The 17,349-nt window shown below is 58.1% G+C and carries 15 protein-coding genes and 2 tRNA genes; 16 read left to right on the plus strand and 1 reads right to left on the minus strand.

Annotation, left to right across the window (positions count from 1 at the left end; genetic code table 11):
- The first annotated feature begins 43 nt into the window (after positions 1-43).
- The 7 genes from dnaK (at position 44) to ABV589_RS19010 (ending at position 9,846) form a co-directional block, all read left to right on the plus strand.
- Positions 44-1,960 (plus strand): molecular chaperone DnaK, encoded by a 1,917-nt coding sequence (gene dnaK / locus ABV589_RS18980; protein ID WP_003221521.1) that lies wholly within the window; start codon positions 44-46, stop codon positions 1,958-1,960.
- A gap of 297 nt (positions 1,961-2,257) precedes the next feature.
- Positions 2,258-3,382: a molecular chaperone DnaJ gene (gene dnaJ / locus ABV589_RS18985; protein ID WP_003221522.1), complete on the plus strand. Its 1,125-nt coding sequence runs from the start codon at positions 2,258-2,260 to the stop codon at positions 3,380-3,382.
- Between the two features lie 9 nt (positions 3,383-3,391).
- On the plus strand, positions 3,392-4,198 hold the full coding sequence (dapB, locus tag ABV589_RS18990) for a 4-hydroxy-tetrahydrodipicolinate reductase (protein WP_108591473.1): 807 nt from the start codon (positions 3,392-3,394) through the stop codon (positions 4,196-4,198).
- Between the two features lie 257 nt (positions 4,199-4,455).
- A complete protein-coding gene (carA, locus tag ABV589_RS18995) occupies positions 4,456-5,592 on the plus strand; it encodes a glutamine-hydrolyzing carbamoyl-phosphate synthase small subunit (RefSeq protein ID WP_367083052.1) in 1,137 nt (378 codons plus the stop codon).
- 126 nt (positions 5,593-5,718) lie between these two features.
- A complete protein-coding gene (carB, locus tag ABV589_RS19000) occupies positions 5,719-8,940 on the plus strand; it encodes a carbamoyl-phosphate synthase large subunit (protein ID WP_007961429.1) in 3,222 nt (1,073 codons plus the stop codon).
- A complete protein-coding gene (greA, locus tag ABV589_RS19005) occupies positions 8,937-9,413 on the plus strand; it encodes a transcription elongation factor GreA (protein ID WP_003221530.1) in 477 nt (158 codons plus the stop codon). Before carB ends, greA begins: the two co-directional genes overlap by 4 nt.
- A gap of 28 nt (positions 9,414-9,441) precedes the next feature.
- Positions 9,442-9,846, plus strand: a complete 405-nt coding sequence (locus ABV589_RS19010) for a hypothetical protein (protein ID WP_027610778.1) — start codon at positions 9,442-9,444, stop codon at positions 9,844-9,846.
- Positions 9,847-9,855: 9 nt separating this feature from the next.
- On the opposite strand, the gene ABV589_RS19015 is transcribed toward ABV589_RS19010, so the two are convergent.
- A complete protein-coding gene (locus ABV589_RS19015) occupies positions 9,856-10,164 on the minus strand; it encodes a YhbY family RNA-binding protein (protein WP_003221534.1) in 309 nt (102 codons plus the stop codon).
- A gap of 101 nt (positions 10,165-10,265) precedes the next feature.
- Between ABV589_RS19015 and rlmE the strand changes: the two genes are divergently transcribed.
- The 9 genes from rlmE to rimP all read left to right on the plus strand — a co-directional run bounded on the left by rlmE (position 10,266) and on the right by rimP (position 17,310).
- Entirely contained in the window at positions 10,266-10,895 is a 630-nt protein-coding gene (gene rlmE / locus ABV589_RS19020; RefSeq protein WP_367083055.1) for a 23S rRNA (uridine(2552)-2'-O)-methyltransferase RlmE, read from the plus strand.
- Positions 10,896-11,097: 202 nt separating this feature from the next.
- A complete protein-coding gene (gene ftsH, locus ABV589_RS19025; protein WP_045122149.1) occupies positions 11,098-13,005 on the plus strand; it encodes an ATP-dependent zinc metalloprotease FtsH in 1,908 nt (635 codons plus the stop codon).
- Positions 13,006-13,013: 8 nt separating this feature from the next.
- Positions 13,014-13,865 (plus strand): dihydropteroate synthase, encoded by an 852-nt coding sequence (folP, locus tag ABV589_RS19030; RefSeq protein ID WP_367083057.1) that lies wholly within the window; start codon positions 13,014-13,016, stop codon positions 13,863-13,865.
- Positions 13,866-13,881: 16 nt separating this feature from the next.
- Complete coding sequence (glmM, locus tag ABV589_RS19035; protein ID WP_367083059.1) at positions 13,882-15,219, plus strand: phosphoglucosamine mutase; 1,338 nt, start codon at positions 13,882-13,884, stop codon at positions 15,217-15,219.
- A gap of 65 nt (positions 15,220-15,284) precedes the next feature.
- Positions 15,285-16,040, plus strand: coding sequence for a triose-phosphate isomerase (tpiA, locus tag ABV589_RS19040; protein ID WP_367083060.1), 756 nt, complete (start codon positions 15,285-15,287; stop codon positions 16,038-16,040).
- Positions 16,041-16,044: 4 nt separating this feature from the next.
- On the plus strand, positions 16,045-16,431 hold the full coding sequence (secG, locus tag ABV589_RS19045; protein WP_027610782.1) for a preprotein translocase subunit SecG: 387 nt from the start codon (positions 16,045-16,047) through the stop codon (positions 16,429-16,431).
- A gap of 22 nt (positions 16,432-16,453) precedes the next feature.
- Positions 16,454-16,539 (plus strand) — tRNA-Leu (locus ABV589_RS19050).
- A 97-nt stretch (positions 16,540-16,636) separates the two neighbouring features.
- Positions 16,637-16,713, plus strand: a tRNA-Met gene (locus tag ABV589_RS19055).
- A 138-nt stretch (positions 16,714-16,851) separates the two neighbouring features.
- Positions 16,852-17,310 (plus strand): ribosome maturation factor RimP, encoded by a 459-nt coding sequence (gene rimP, locus ABV589_RS19060; RefSeq protein ID WP_007973115.1) that lies wholly within the window; start codon positions 16,852-16,854, stop codon positions 17,308-17,310.
- Positions 17,311-17,349: the final 39 nt, after the last annotated feature.

A 17,349-nucleotide genomic window follows, 5' to 3' on the forward strand; every position in this document is an offset into this window, starting at 1 on the left:
CCACTGCTGCGGCAACAAAATCCAAAGTTTCGGGAGAGTGAACATGGGCAAAATTATCGGTATCGACCTGGGGACTACCAACTCCTGCGTCTCCGTGCTGGAAAACGGCGTAGCCAAAGTTATCGAAAACGCCGAAGGCGCGCGTACCACGCCGTCGATCATCGCTTACGCCAACGATGGTGAAATCCTCGTTGGTCAGTCGGCCAAGCGTCAGGCAGTGACCAATCCGCACAACACCCTGTACGCGGTGAAGCGTCTGATCGGTCGCAAGTTCGACGAAGAAGTCGTACAGAAAGACATCAAGATGGTCCCGTACAAAATCGCCAAGGCTGACAACGGCGACGCCTGGGTTGAAGTGAACGGCCAGAAAATGGCGCCGCCACAAATCTCGGCTGAAATCCTGAAGAAGATGAAGAAGACCGCCGAAGACTACCTCGGCGAGCCTGTGACCGAAGCGGTGATCACCGTTCCGGCCTACTTCAACGACAGCCAGCGTCAGGCGACCAAAGACGCCGGCCGCATCGCCGGTCTGGACGTTAAACGTATCATCAACGAACCAACCGCAGCGGCTCTGGCTTACGGTATGGACAAGGCCAAGGGCGATCACACCGTGATCGTTTATGACCTGGGTGGCGGTACTTTCGACGTTTCCGTGATCGAGATCGCTGAAGTTGACGGCGAGCACCAGTTCGAAGTGTTGGCCACCAACGGTGACACCTTCCTCGGCGGTGAAGACTTCGACATTCGTCTGATCGACTACCTCGTTGACGAATTCAAGAAAGAAAGCGGCATGAACCTCAAAGGTGACCCGCTGGCCATGCAGCGCCTGAAAGAAGCCGCTGAGAAAGCCAAGATCGAGCTGTCGTCCGCTCAGTCGACCGACGTCAACCTGCCGTACATCACTGCAGACGCTACCGGTCCTAAGCACCTGAACGTGAAAATCTCGCGTGCCAAGCTCGAAGCACTGGTTGAAGACCTGGTTCAGCGCACTATCGAACCTTGCCGCATCGCCATGAAAGACGCCGGTATCGACGTTGGCGCGATCAACGACGTGATCCTGGTCGGCGGTCAGACCCGTATGCCGCTGGTACAGAAGCTGGTTACTGATTTCTTCGGTAAAGAAGCACGTAAAGACGTGAACCCGGACGAAGCGGTTGCCATGGGTGCTGCGATTCAGGGCGCCGTTCTGGCCGGTGACGTGAAAGACGTTCTGCTGCTCGACGTCAGCCCGCTGACCCTGGGTATCGAAACCATGGGTGGCGTGATGACCGCGCTGATCGAGAAAAACACCACGATTCCTACCAAGAAATCGCAAGTGTTCTCGACTGCCGACGACAACCAGGGCGCTGTGACCATTCACGTCCTGCAAGGCGAGCGTAAGCAAGCTGCACAGAACAAATCGCTGGGCAAGTTCGACCTGGCCGACATTCCACCCGCTCCACGTGGCGTGCCGCAGATCGAAGTGACCTTCGACATCGACGCCAACGGCATCCTGCACGTCGGCGCGAAAGATAAGGCGACCGGTAAAGAGCAGAAGATCACCATCAAGGCCAACTCCGGTCTGTCGGATGAAGAAATTCAGAAGATGGTTCGCGATGCCGAGCTGAACGCCGAGGAAGACCGCAAGTTTGCTGAGCTGGCTGAATCCCGTAACAAGGGTGATGCACTGGTTCACTCGACTCGCAAAATGGTTACCGAAGCGGGCGACAAGGTCAGCGCTGAAGAGAAGACCGCGATCGAAGCTGCCGTGGTTGCACTGGAAGCCGCTGTGAAAGGCGACGACAAGGCTGCCATCGAAGCGAAGATCGAAGAGCTGTCGAAAGTCTCGGCTCCGGTTGCTCAGAAGATGTACGCCGAACAGGCTCAGCCTGCTGAAGGCGCGGCACCGCACGACGAGAAAGCTGAAAAGGCTGACGATGTTGTCGATGCCGAGTTCGAAGAAGTCAAAGACCACAAGTAAGTTGTTGGTCGGCCGGTTGACTGCCTTGCGGCGGTGACTGGTAGGATGTCGCCGCGCGGGAGCTTGCTCCCGCGTTGGCGTATCTGGAATACACGAATTTTTACAGCATGCGACAAGGTTCGCCTGCTGCTGGTATGGCCGGGAATGCTCCTGCTTTTCGCGCCGCAAGTACCAAATGAAACAAAGACCAGGATCGTTGAATTGACGTGAGTTGGGTCCGGGCCTGTATTGGGGCTCAACGAGTTTGGCCATCCTCAGGAGGGGTTTGCCGAACGTCCTCAAGAGTGCAAAAGACTTATGGCAAAGCGTGACTATTACGAAGTATTGGGTGTAGAGCGTGGTTCAAGCGATGCAGACCTGAAGAAGGCCTATCGTCGTCTGGCGATGAAGCATCACCCGGACCGTAATCCCGATGACAAAGCGTCGGAAGAACTGTTCAAAGAGGCCAACGAGGCCTACGAGGTATTGTCCGATTCTAGCAAGCGCGCGGCGTACGATCAGTACGGTCATGCTGGCGTCGACCCAAGCATGGGTGGCGGTGGCGCCGGTTTCGGCGGGCAGAATTTCTCGGACATCTTTGGCGATGTCTTCAGTGACTTCTTCGGTGGCGGTCGCGGCGGTTCCCGTGGCGGCGCCCAGCGTGGCAGCGATCTGCGCTACACCCTCGAACTGAATCTGGAAGAAGCGGTGCGCGGTACCACCGTGAATATTCGCGTTCCGACACTGGTCAATTGCAAGCCATGCGATGGTTCCGGCGCGAAGAAAGGCTCGTCGCCATCGACGTGCCCGACCTGCGGCGGCATCGGTCAGGTGCGCATGCAGCAAGGCTTCTTCTCGGTGCAGCAGACCTGCCCGCGCTGCCATGGCCAGGGCAAGATCATTTCCGATCCGTGCGATTCCTGCCACGGCGACGGTCGTGTCGAAGAGTACAAGACCCTGTCGGTGAAAGTGCCGGCTGGCGTTGATACCGGCGACCGCATTCGTCTGTCCGGCGAAGGCGAGGCGGGGACTCAGGGCGGTCCGACGGGCGACCTGTATGTTGTGATCAACGTGCGCGAGCACGACATCTTCCAGCGCGACGGCAAACACCTGTTCTGCGAAGTGCCGATCAGCTTCGTTGATGCGGCGCTCGGCGGCGAACTGGAAATCCCGACACTCGACGGTCGCGTCAAACTGAAAATCCCTGAAGGCACCCAGACCGGCAAGCAGTTCCGCGTACGCGGCAAAGGCGTGGCACCAGTGCGTGGCGGTGGCGCGGGCGACTTGATGTGCCGTGTAGCGGTCGAGACGCCAGTCAATCTGAACCGTCGTCAGCGCGAATTGCTCGAAGAATTCCGCAGCTCGCTGGCGGACGACAACAGTCACTCGCCGAAAACCACCGGTTGGTTCGATGGTGTGAAGCGCTTCTTCGGCGATCTGTAAGGAGTCGGCATGCGACGTATAGCTGTGATGGGCGCCGCCGGGCGCATGGGCAAGATTCTGGTCGAGGCCGTGCAGCAGCGCGCGCCGCTGACCGGCCTGACCGCGGCGATCGTTCGTCCCGGCAGTACGCTGATCGGGGTGGATGCCGGTGAGCTGGCTTCGCTGGGTCGCATCGGTGTGCCGTTGTCCGGCAACCTCGAATCGGTGGCTGAAGAGTTCGATGTGCTGATCGATTTCACCCTGCCGGAAGTCATGCTGAAAAACCTCGCGTTCTGTCGCAAGGCCGGCAAGGCCATGGTCATCGGCACCACCGGGCTCGACGCTGCGCAAAAGCAGCTGCTGGCCGAGGCGGGCAAGGATATTCCGATCGTGTTCGCGGCCAACTTCAGCGTCGGGGTCAACCTGTCGCTGAAGCTGCTCGAAATGACCGCCCGGGTGCTGGGCGATGATGCCGACATCGAGATCATCGAGGCGCATCACCGGCACAAGATTGATGCGCCTTCGGGCACGGCGCTGCGCATGGGTGAGGTGATCGCCGATGCGCTGGATCGTGATCTGCAGAAAGTCGCGGTCTATGGTCGTGAAGGTCACACCGGTGCGCGCGAGCGGGAAACCATCGGTTTCGCCACCGTTCGCGGCGGTGATGTGGTCGGTGATCACACCGTGCTGTTTGCCTGCGAAGGTGAGCGTCTGGAGATCACGCATAAGGCTTCCAGTCGCATGACATTCGCCAAGGGTGCGGTGCGTGCGGCGTTGTGGCTGGATGCTCGCGAGCCGGGTCTGTATGACATGCAGGATGTGCTCGACCTGCATTGATTGACTGTTTCACCCAGCGCAAACGCCCGGTTTGCGCTGGTTTTTCTACACCGCGCGACGGCCTGTCGCATTCTCCGGCCTTTTAGGCTCTTTAGCGGTGGACCAAAAAAGCCTTTTTCTGTAAGCTACAGCTTTAGTGTGTCCACTAAAAGCGCGCAGAATAATTCAGTGAAGAAGCGGGGTGACGTGTCCATACGTCACTCCGCTTTTTTACAATCTGCGATTGCCCTTTCATGCGTTATTTACGGGAGGTCTTCTTGACTAAGCCAGCCATACTCGCCCTTGCTGATGGCAGCATTTTTCGCGGCGAAGCCATTGGAGCCGACGGTCAAACCGTTGGTGAGGTGGTGTTCAACACCGCAATGACCGGCTATCAGGAAATCCTTACCGATCCTTCCTACGCCCAACAGATCGTTACCCTGACTTATCCGCACATCGGCAACACCGGCACCACGCCGGAAGATGCCGAGTCCGACCGCGTATGGTCCGCTGGCCTGGTTATCCGTGACCTGCCGCTGGTAGCGAGCAACTGGCGTAACACGATGTCCCTGTCCGACTACCTGAAAGCCAACAACGTTGTGGCAATCGCCGGTATCGACACCCGTCGCCTGACCCGCATCCTGCGTGAAAAAGGCGCACAGAACGGCTGCATCATGGCCGGCGACAACATCTCCGAAGAGGCTGCAATTGCCGCCGCGCAAGGCTTCCCGGGCCTGAAGGGCATGGATCTGGCGAAAGTCGTCAGCACCAAGGAAAAGTACGAGTGGCGCTCCACTGTCTGGGATTTGAAGACCGACAGCCACGCGACCATCGAAGCGTCCGAGCTGCCATATCACGTGGTTGCCTACGACTACGGCGTCAAACTGAACATCCTGCGCATGCTGGTCGAGCGCGGCTGCCGCGTCACCGTGGTGCCGGCGCAAACCCCGGCGGCCGTCGTACTGGCGCTCAAGCCGGACGGCGTGTTCCTGTCCAACGGCCCTGGTGATCCGGAGCCTTGCGACTACGCGATCAAGGCGATCAAGGAAGTGCTGGAAACCGAAATTCCGGTCTTCGGTATCTGCCTCGGTCACCAGCTGCTGGCTCTGGCCTCTGGCGCCAAGACCCTGAAAATGGGCCATGGCCACCACGGTGCCAACCACCCGGTACAGGATCTGGACACTGGCGTCGTGATGATCACCAGCCAGAACCACGGTTTCGCGGTTGACGAAGCGACCCTGCCGGCCAACGTGCGTGCGATCCACAAATCGCTGTTCGACGGCACCCTGCAAGGCATCGAGCGCACTGACAAGAGCGCGTTCAGCTTCCAGGGCCACCCTGAAGCGAGCCCGGGCCCGAACGATGTGGCGCCCCTGTTCGACCGCTTCATCAACGAGATGGCCAAGCGACGCTAAGCGTTCGCCTTGAGACTGTAGCGAGAAGCCCTCGAGGGCGGCCCCGACATCGGTGGCGCCCCTCAGGGCTTCAGAAATCGATCAAGACGGCTTGCCGACTGACCTGCGGATTTGAGTGACAAACCCATGCCAAAACGTACAGACATTAAAAGCATCCTGATTCTCGGCGCTGGCCCGATCGTTATCGGCCAGGCCTGCGAATTCGACTACTCCGGCGCCCAGGCCTGCAAAGCCCTGCGCGAAGAGGGTTACCGCGTCATCCTGGTGAACTCCAACCCGGCCACCATCATGACCGACCCGGACATGGCCGACGCCACGTACATCGAGCCGATCAAGTGGCAGACCGTGGCCAAGATCATCGAAAAAGAGCGTCCGGATGCGGTGCTGCCAACCATGGGCGGCCAGACTGCACTGAACTGCGCCCTGGACCTGGAGCGCGAAGGCGTTCTGGAAAAATTCGGCGTGGAAATGATCGGCGCCAATGCCGACACCATCGACAAGGCTGAAGACCGTTCGCGTTTCGACAAGGCCATGAAATCCATCGGCCTGGAATGCCCGCGCTCCGGTATCGCCCACAGCATGGAAGAAGCCAACGCCGTCCTCGAGCGTCTGGGCTTCCCGTGCATCATCCGTCCGTCCTTCACCATGGGCGGCACTGGTGGCGGTATCGCGTACAACCGTGAAGAGTTCGAAGAAATCTGCGCCCGCGGGCTGGACCTGTCGCCGACCAAGGAACTGCTGATCGACGAATCGCTGATCGGCTGGAAAGAATACGAGATGGAAGTTGTCCGCGACAAAAAGGACAACTGCATCATTGTCTGCTCGATCGAAAACTTTGACCCGATGGGCGTGCACACCGGTGACTCGATCACCGTTGCTCCGGCACAGACCCTGACCGACAAGGAGTACCAGATCCTGCGTAACGCCTCGCTGGCGGTACTGCGCGAGATCGGCGTCGAGACCGGCGGTTCCAACGTGCAGTTCGGTATCTGCCCGGACACCGGCCGCATGGTCGTGATCGAGATGAACCCGCGTGTGTCGCGTTCTTCGGCACTGGCTTCGAAAGCCACCGGTTTCCCGATCGCCAAGGTCGCGGCCAAGCTGGCTGTGGGCTACACCCTCGACGAACTGTCGAACGACATCACCGGCGGCAAGACTCCTGCGTCCTTCGAACCGTCGATCGACTACGTCGTGACCAAGCTGCCACGTTTTGCCTTCGAGAAATTCGCCAACGCTGACGCCCGTCTGACCACGCAAATGAAGTCGGTCGGTGAAGTCATGGCCATCGGCCGCACCTTCCAGGAGTCCCTGCAGAAAGCCCTGCGTGGTCTGGAAGTCGGCGTTTGCGGTCTGGACGAGAAGCTCGACCTGAGCAATCCGGAAAGCATGAGCATCCTCAAGCGCGAGCTGACCGTGCCGGGCGCCGAGCGTATCTGGTACGTGGCGGACGCATTCCGCGCCGGCATGACCGTCGAAGACATCTTCGGCATGAACATGATCGACCCGTGGTTCCTGGTGCAGATCGAAGATCTGATCAAGGACGAAGAGAAGGTCAAGACCCTCGGTCTGTCCGCCATCGACCGCGACCTGATGTTCAAGCTCAAGCGCAAAGGCTTCTCCGATCAGCGTCTGGCCAAACTGCTGGGTGTGACCGAGAAGAACCTGCGTACTCACCGTCAAAAACTGGAAGTGTTCCCGGTCTACAAGCGCGTTGACACCTGCGCTGCCGAGTTCGCTACCGACACCGCCTACCTCTACTCGACGTACGAGGAAGAGTGCGAAGCCGCGCCGTCCGGTCGCGACAAGATCATGATTCTGGGTGGCGGTCCGAACCGTATCGGCCAGGGCATCGAGTTCGACTACTGCTGCGTACATGCTGCCCTCGCACTGCGCGAAGACGGCTACGAAACCATCATGGTCAACTGCAACCCGGAAACCGTTTCCACCGACTACGACACTTCCGACCGTCTGTACTTCGAGCCGGTAACCCTGGAAGACGTGCTGGAAATCTGCCGCGTCGAGAAGCCGAAAGGCGTAATCGTCCAGTACGGCGGCCAGACGCCGCTGAAACTGGCGCGTGCCCTGGAAGCCGCTGGCGTGCCGATCATCGGTACCAGCCCTGATGCCATCGACCGTGCCGAAGACCGTGAGCGCTTCCAGCAAATGGTTGAGCGCCTGAACCTGCGTCAGCCGCCAAACGCCACCGTGCGCAGCGAAGACGAAGCCGTTCGCGCTGCCGCGAAAATCGGTTATCCGCTGGTGGTGCGCCCGTCCTACGTATTGGGCGGCCGCGCGATGGAAATCGTTTACAAGGAAGACGAACTCAAGCGCTACCTGCGTGATGCGGTGCAAGTGTCCAACGACAGCCCGGTGCTGCTCGACCACTTCCTCAACTGCGCCATCGAAATGGACGTGGATGCGGTCTGCGATGGCAAGGACGTAGTGATCGGCGCGATCATGCAGCATATCGAACAGGCGGGTGTTCACTCCGGTGACTCCGCATGCTCGCTGCCGCCGTACTCGCTGCCGGCGCACATCCAGGACGAGATGCGCGAACAGGTCAAGAAAATGGCCCTGGAACTGGGCGTTGTCGGCCTGATGAACGTGCAACTGGCGCTGCAGGGCGAAGACATCTACGTCATCGAAGTCAACCCGCGTGCTTCGCGTACCGTACCGTTCGTGTCCAAGTGCATCGGTGTCTCCCTGGCCATGATCGCGGCTCGCGTCATGGCCGGTAAGACCCTGAAGGAAATCGGCTTCACCAAGGAAATCATTCCGAACTTCTACAGCGTGAAAGAGGCGGTGTTCCCGTTCGCCAAATTCCCTGGTGTCGACCCGATCCTCGGCCCAGAGATGAAGTCCACCGGTGAAGTGATGGGCGTCGGCGACACCTTCGGTGAAGCTTTCGCCAAGGCCCAGATGGGCGCGAGCGAAGTGCTGCCGACCGGCGGCACCGCGTTCATCAGCGTGCGTGACGACGACAAGCCGCTGGTTGCAGGCGTGGCCCGTGATCTGATCAACTTGGGCTTCGAAGTGGTCGCGACTGCCGGCACTGCCAAGCTGATCGAAGCCGCAGGCCTGAAAGTGCGTCGTGTGAACAAGGTGACCGAGGGTCGTCCGCACGTGGTCGACATGATCAAGAATGACGAAGTCACCCTGATCATCAACACCACCGAAGGCCGTCAGTCGATCGCTGATTCCTACTCCATTCGTCGTAATGCCCTGCAGCACAAGATCTACTGCACCACCACCATTGCTGCGGGCGAGGCTATCTGTGAAGCGCTGAAGTTCGGTCCCGAGAAGACCGTACGCCGCTTGCAGGATCTACACGCAGGATTGAAGGCATGATCAAATACCCAATGACCGTCCAGGGCGCGAAAGCCCTGGAAGAAGAACACGCTCACCTGACCAAGGTCGTTCGTCCGAAGCTCAGCCAGGATATCGGTACGGCTCGCGAGTTGGGTGACCTGAAGGAAAACGCCGAGTACCATGCCGCCCGCGAGCAGCAAGGCATGGTCGAGGCGCGGATTCGTGACATCGAAGGCCGGATCCAGAATCAGGTCATCATCGACGTCACGACTATCCCGCACACCGGCAAAGTGATCTTCGGTACCACCGTCGAAATCGCCAACGTCGAGACGGATGAAAGCGTCACTTACCACATCGTGGGTGAGGATGAGGCTGACTTCAAACTCGGCAAGATTTCGGTTGGCTCGCCTTTGGCCCGTGCCTTGATCGGCAAGGAAGAGGGTGATGTGGTCGCCGTGAAAACGCCGAGTGGCGTTATCGAGTACGAGATTGTCGAAGTCCGTCACATCTGAAGGCAGGCGCCCGCTACGTGCGGGCGCCATGCTTTGGCAGCTGACCCAGATGTTGTGGGTCGGCGGCTTCTGGTTGATACATCTCGGTTTGCGACCGGTGTTGGGCAAGATTGGCCTGGCACCGTTGCTGATCGATGAAGTTGCCGATGCATTCGAAGTGCCGGTGGCGGGTTTTGCCGCGGCATGCGTGATTTTTCAGGCTTTGGTGCTGGTACAGGCCGATGGCCTTGCCAGTCTATGGCGGGATTTTCGCGGGCAGGTGTTGCTGATGGCGTTGTATGCGTGTGCGATGTTTATTGCAGTGCGTGTCGGCTGGCCGCAGGCGCAGCGCTGGCAGGAATTCAGTTTTCTGCTGTTGGGCTTCTCCGGTGTGGTGTTGGTGTTGCAACCGCTGCCGGGATGGAGTGGCAGGGTGCGCGAAGCACACCCTTGACCCTTGTCATCACTTGAAGCGATGAACGTTCGACAGCTGCTTGTTGACGCTGAAGTTCTTGCGATAAACCAGTGCCATCTTGCCGATGACCTGAACCAGGTCAGCCTTGCCGACCTTGCACAGCTCTGCAATGTGCGCCAGGCGCGACTCGCGATCGAGGATATTGAGCTTGATCTTGATCAGCTCGTGATCCGCCAGTGCGCGTTCGAGTTCGGCTAATACACCTTCAGTCAGACCGTTGTCCGCCACCGTCAAAACCGGCTTCAGGTGGTGGCCAATGGATTTGTACTGTTTCTTCTGCTCTGGAGTGAGCGGCATAATCTGACCCTTTCGTCTGGATTCTGTAAAATGGCGGCCATTTTACCCGAGGGTTCGTGGATCCGCCCAATTAATCACGACCCTTATCATCGAGGTGCCCAATGGCGCGTTCCAAGACAAGCCTTGGTTGGCTGAAACGACATGTCAACGATCCTTATGTGAAGCAGGCGCAGAAGGATGGCTACCGCTCGCGTGCGAGTTACAAGCTTCTGGAGATCCAGGAGAAATACAAGCTGATCCGTTCCGGCATGAGCGTTGTCGATCTGGGCGCAGCGCCCGGCGGCTGGTCGCAGGTCACCAGCCGGCTGATCGGTGGTCAGGGGCGTCTGATCGCTTCGGACATCCTGGAAATGGACAGCATTCCGGACGTGACCTTCATTCAAGGTGACTTCACCGAGGACGAAGTGCTCGCGCGAATCCTTGAAGCGGTGGGTAATTCGCAGGTGGACCTTGTGATTTCCGATATGGCCCCCAATATGAGTGGTACGCCTGAAGTGGACATGCCCAAAGCCATGTTCCTTTGTGAGCTGGCGCTTGATCTGGCGGAGCGGATACTCAAACCGGGTGGCAATTTCGTGATCAAGATTTTTCAGGGCGAAGGTTTCGATATTTACCTGAAAGACGCCCGCAAGAAATTCGACAAGATCCAGATGATCAAGCCGGATTCTTCCCGTGGCAGCTCGCGAGAGCAATACATGCTGGCTTGGGGTTATCGCGGCGGTAACGAGTAAAACGAGGTTTTTCGGTGGGGCGATAGGTTTTTCGTATTTTGCCCCGCGTGCATAAGCGAATATTGTGTAGAAAGTGTTTCACAAAGGGTTACAGACGGCGCCTGCCAGAGTTGTAGGTAATGTAGTAAGTTAGGCCGGTGAATATCATGCGAAGCGCGCGCCAGTAGCGGAGCTTGCTTCAGAGGGTAGTTAATTGAACGATATGGCAAAGAATCTGATCCTGTGGTTGATCATCGCGGCAGTCCTCGTGACGGTGATGAACAACTTCTCCAGCCCTAACGAGCCGCAGACCCTCAACTATTCCGACTTCATCCAGCAGGTCAAGGATGGCAAGGTCGAGCGCGTAGCCGTTGACGGCTATGTAATTACCGGCAAGCGCAATGATGGCGACAGCTTCAAGACCATTCGTCCGGCGATCCAGGACAATGGCCTGATCGGCGATCTGGTCGACAACCACGTTGTGGTCGAAGGCAAGCAGCCTGAGCAGCAAAGCATCTGGACCCAGCTCCTGGTGGCCAGCTTCCCGATCCTGGTGATCATCGCGGTGTTCATGTTCTTCATGCGCCAGATGCAGGGCGGTGCCGGCGGCAAGGGCGGGCCGATGAGCTTCGGCAAGAGCAAGGCACGTCTGCTGTCCGAAGATCAGGTGAAAACCACTTTGGCTGACGTCGCCGGTTGTGACGAAGCCAAGGAAGAGGTCGGCGAGCTGGTTGAGTTCCTGCGTGATCCGGGCAAGTTCCAGCGCCTGGGTGGTCGTATTCCTCGCGGCGTATTGATGGTCGGTCCTCCGGGTACCGGTAAAACCTTGCTGGCCAAGGCGATTGCCGGCGAAGCGAAAGTGCCGTTCTTCACTATTTCCGGTTCCGACTTCGTTGAAATGTTCGTGGGTGTTGGTGCAAGCCGCGTTCGCGACATGTTCGAGCAGGCCAAGAAGCACGCGCCATGCATCATCTTCATCGACGAAATCGACGCCGTCGGTCGCCATCGTGGCGCCGGCATGGGCGGCGGTCACGACGAGCGTGAACAGACTCTCAACCAGTTGCTGGTGGAGATGGATGGCTTTGAAATGAATGACGGCATCATCGTGATCGCTGCCACCAACCGTCCTGACGTACTCGACCCTGCGCTGCTGCGTCCGGGCCGTTTCGACCGCCAGGTTGTTGTAGGTTTGCCGGATATCCGTGGTCGCGAGCAGATCCTCAAGGTCCACATGCGCAAAGTGCCAATGGGTGATGACGTGGCTCCTGCCGTTATCGCGCGTGGTACTCCTGGCTTCTCCGGTGCTGATCTGGCCAACCTGGTCAACGAAGCGTCGCTGTTCGCTGCACGCAGCGGCAAGCGCATCGTCGAAATGAAAGAATTCGAGCTGGCAAAAGACAAGATCATGATGGGCGCCGAGCGCAAATCCATGGTCATGTCCGAGAAAGAGAAGCAGAACACCGCTTATCACGAAGCCGGTCACGCTATTGTCGGTCGCGTCGTACCTGAGCATGATCCGGTGTACAAGGTCTCGATCATTCCTCGTGGACGTGCGCTGGGTGTGACCATGTTCCTGCCGGAAGAGGATCGCTACAGTCTGTCCAAGCGTGCGTTGATCAGTCAGATCTGCTCGCTGTACGGGGGCCGTATTGCTGAAGAAATGACTCTTGGTTTCGACGGTGTGACCACCGGTGCTTCCAACGACATCATGCGTGCCAGTCAGATTGCGCGGAACATGGTGACCAAGTGGGGTCTGTCGGAAAAACTCGGTCCGCTGATGTACGCCGAAGAAGAGGGTGAAGTGTTCCTCGGTCGCGGCGGCGGTGGTCAGGCTGCAAGCTTCTCCGGTGAGACGGCCAAACTGATCGACTCCGAGGTGCGCAGCATCATCGATCAGTGCTACGGCACCGCCAAGCAGATCCTCACGGACAACCGTGACAAGCTGGATGCGATGGCCGATGCGCTGATGAAGTACGAAACCATTGATGCCGAGCAGATCGACGACATCATGGCGGGTCGTACGCCTCGCGAACCGCGTGACTGGACAGGTGGCACGGGTACGCCTCCGCCTCCAGTGATTCAGGATGAGCGTCCGGAAACACCGATCGGCGGTCCGGCTGCTGACGTTTAAGGTTTGAAATGACTTCTGCACAGTCCCTGACCCGGTTGCCTTGCGGCAACCGGGTTCTTGATTTGGCCCGGACGCATGTCATGGGCATTCTCAATGTCACTCCCGACTCTTTTTCCGACGGCGGCCGGTACAACCAGCTCGACGTGGCCTTGCGTCACGCCGAAGCCATGGTGGTTGCAGGCGCGACGTTGATCGACGTCGGTGGCGAATCGACCCGGCCTGGCGCGCGGGCGGTCTCACCGCTGGAGGAGTTGGAGCGCGTAGCTCCGATCGTGGAGCTCATCAATCGCGAGCTGGATGTGGTCATCTCGGTTGATACTTCGACACCTGCGGTGATGCGTGAAACGGCGCGCCTGGGTGCCGGGTTGATCAATGATGTGCGTTCGCTGCGCCGCGATGGCGCCTTGGATGCCGCAGCCGCGACCGGATTGCCGGTCTGTCTGATGCACATGCTCGGTGAGCCGGGTGACATGCAGGACAATCCGCATTATCAGGACGTTACCCGGGAAGTGGGTGAGTTTCTGGCGGAACGAATGGCTCAATGTGCGGCGGCGGGCATTCCTGCCGAGCGGATCATTCTTGATCCCGGTTTCGGCTTCGCCAAAACCCTGCAGCACAATCTAAGCTTGTTCAAGCATATGGAAGCCCTGCACGCTCTGGGGCGTCCGCTATTGGTCGGTGTCTCACGCAAAAGCATGATTGGCCAGGCGCTGAATCGTCCAGTGGGCGAGCGTCTGCACGGCGGTCTCGCACTGGCGGCATTGGCATCGGTTAAAGGCGCACGTATCTTGCGTGTCCATGATGTGGCGGAAACGGTAGACGTGGTGCGCATGCTCGCAGCCGTGGAATCAGCCGAATAAGAATGATGGAGCACTTATGAGCAAGAAATACTTTGGTACTGACGGTATTCGTGGTCGTGTCGGTGAATATCCGATCACTCCTGACTTCATGCTCAAGCTCGGCTGGGCGGCGGGTATGGCCTTTCGCAAGATGGGCGCCTGCAAGGTGCTGGTCGGCAAGGACACGCGCATTTCTGGCTACATGTTCGAATCGGCGCTTGAAGCAGGCCTGACATCGGCGGGCGCCGATGTGATGTTGCTCGGTCCGATGCCGACGCCGGCGATTGCCTATCTGGCGCGCACGTTCCAGGCCGAGGCGGGGATCGTGATCAGTGCTTCGCACAACCCGCATGACGATAACGGCATCAAGTTTTTCTCCGGCAAGGGCACCAAGCTGCCTGATGAGCTGGAGCTGATGATCGAAGAGCTGCTCGATACTCCGATGACTGTTGTCGAGTCGAGCAAGATCGGCAAGGTGTCGCGCATCAACGACGCCTCCGGCCGCTACATCGAATTCTGTAAAAGCAGTGTGCCGACCGGTACCAGTTTTTCCGGTTTGAAGATCGTTATCGACTGTGCACACGGTGCGACCTACAAGGTTGCTCCAAGTGTTTTTCGTGAGTTGGGTGCGGAAGTGGTCGTGCTCTCGGCTCAACCCAATGGTCTGAACATCAATGATAATTGCGGTTCGACCCATATGGGTCAGCTGCAAGCCGCCGTTCTCGCTGAGCATGCTGATCTGGGTATCGCCTTTGACGGTGACGGTGATCGGGTGCTGATGGTTGATCATACGGGGGCCATCGTTGATGGCGACGAGTTGCTGTTCATCATTGCCCGGGATCTGCACGGGCGCGGTAAATTGCAGGGCGGCGTAGTCGGCACGCTGATGAGTAACCTCGGTCTGGAGCTCGCTCTGGCAGAACTCTCGATTCCGTTCATTCGCGCCAACGTAGGCGACCGTTACGTGATTGCCGAGCTGCTCGAGCGTAACTGGCTGGTCGGTGGTGAGAACTCGGGGCATATCGTCTGCTTCAATCACACCACCACGGGTGATGCGATCATTGCAGCGTTGCAGGTGCTGATGGCGCTTAAAACCCGAAACGAAGGGTTGGCGCAAACGCGTCAGGCCTTGCGCAAGTGCCCTCAGGTGCTGATCAATGTGCGTTTTGGGGGCGGTGAAAGTCCGCTTGAGCATCCGGCTGTCAAGGAAGCCAGTGCGCGTGTCACCCAGGCAATGGCCGGGCGTGGGCGGGTACTTCTGCGCAAGTCCGGTACAGAGCCTTTGGTGCGCGTGATGGTCGAAGGTGAGGATGAAACTCAGGTTCGTACCTATGCCGAGGAACTGGCAAAACTGGTAAGTGAAGTTTCTGCCTGATTCGGCTTGCCAGTCATGATTGTGTTGGGTAACATCTGCGCCCACTTTGACCGACGAGGTACAGCATGCGTCGCCCTATGGTAGCTGGTAACTGGAAGATGCACGGTACCCGCGCCAGCGTCGCTGAGCTGATCAACGGCCTTCGTCATCTGGCCTTGCCAAGCGGTGTTGATGTCGCGGTATTCCCGCCTTGCTTGCATATCAATCAAGTGATTGATGGCTTGAAAGGCAAATCGATTTCGGTCGGTGCGCAGAATTCTGCGGTGGAATCCATGCAAGGTGCATTGACCGGTGAGATTGCACCGAGTCAGTTGGTGGATGCAGGTTGTTCCCTGGTGCTTGTCGGGCACTCCGAACGCCGCCAGATAATGGGCGAGCGAGACGGGATGCTGAATCGCAAGTTCGCAGCGGCACAGGCATGTGGCTTGATTCCGGTGTTGTGTGTAGGGGAGACCCTCGAGCAGCGCGAAGCCGGAAAAACTCTTGAGATTGTCGGGCGTCAGCTGGGCAGCATCATCGAGGAGCTGGGTGTTGGTGCCTTTGCCAAGGCAGTCATTGCTTACGAGCCTGTCTGGGCCATTGGTACCGGACTGACTGCAACGCCGCAACAGGCTCAGGATGTGCATAAAGCCATTCGCGAGCAGTTGGCGGCAGAGAATTCTGAAGTCGCACGAGGTGTGCGGCTTCTATACGGCGGCAGCGTGAAGGCGGCCAATGCGGTCGAACTGTTCGGCATGCCGGATATCGATGGGGGGCTCATTGGTGGAGCTTCCCTGAATGCAGATGAGTTCGGTGCGATTTGTCGCGCCGCGGGAAACTGAAAAAATGCTGGAAACAGTCGTAGTCGTTTTTCATCTGCTGGGTGCATTGGGCGTAGTTGCTCTGGTTTTGCTGCAGCAGGGTAAGGGTGCGGACGCTGGCGCGTCTTTCGGAGCAGGTGCTTCAAATACTGTGTTCGGAAGCCAAGGTTCCTCTACCTTTCTTAGTAAGTTTACTGCTATACTTGCCGCCGGTTTCTTCATAACCAGCTTGGGGTTAGGTTACTTTGCTAAAGAGAAGGCTCATCAGCTGACTCAAGCAGGTTTGCCAGATCCAGCAGTGTTGGAAGTACCTAAGCAGCAACAACCGGCTTCTGATGATGTCCCGGTGCTTCAAGAGCAAAAGTCGGCTACTCCAGCGACTGACGTACCTCCAGCTCAAGAGCAGAAGTAAGAAGGGTTTCAAACGTAGTTTTGCCGAGGTGGTGGAATTGGTAGACACGCAACCTTGAGGTGGTTGTGCCCATAGGGTGTAGGGGTTCGAGTCCCCTTCTCGGTACCAATTAGTCAGGAGAGCCCGCTGTTGCGGGCTTTCTTGCAGGTGGAAGGTTACATTGACCCTATAAGGGATCGGTCGTATACTTCCGCCCCAGCTTTGTCGCGGGGTGGAGCAGTCTGGTAGCTCGTCGGGCTCATAACCCGAAGGTCGTCGGTTCAAATCCGGCCCCCGCAACCAGTTTAAGGAGCCCCTTTTCAGGGGCTTTTTGTTAGCTGGACACTTTCTACGCCGATGTTCGACGGCGTTTCAAGGATGGGCGTTTCGCCCATTTTTTTATTTTGCAGCGCATGCATTTACATGCACGAGGGGGTTCAGGTGTCGAGCAAGCTAGAAGAGTTGCAGGCCTTGTTGGCCCCGGTGGTCGTGGCCCTAGGCTATGAATGCTGGGGTATCGAGTTTTCGGCTCAGGGTCGTCACTCGATGTTGCGCGTTTATATCGATAAAGAGGGTGGCGTGCTGGTGGACGATTGCGCCATTGTCAGCCGTCAGATCAGCGGTGTTCTGGATGTTGAAGATCCGATCTCCGTTGAATACACCCTCGAAGTTTCCTCGCCTGGCATGGAACGCCCACTGTTCACTCTTGAGCAGTTTGCAAAATTTGCCGGTGAACAAGTGAAGATCAAGCTGCGCTCGCCTTTTGAAGGTCGACGCAACTTTCAGGGCCTTCTGCGCGGTGTAGAAGAACAGGATGTCGTGGTGCAGGTAGAAGACCATGAATTCCTGTTGCCGATCGATATGATCGACAAGGCCAACATTATTCCCAGTTTTGACTGAGACGCGGATCCCGCGGATCCAATGGCTTGCGAAAGGCGA

The organism is Pseudomonas sp. HOU2, from assembly GCF_040729435.1.
In the GTDB taxonomy this organism is placed as follows: Bacteria; Pseudomonadota; Gammaproteobacteria; order Pseudomonadales; family Pseudomonadaceae; genus Aquipseudomonas.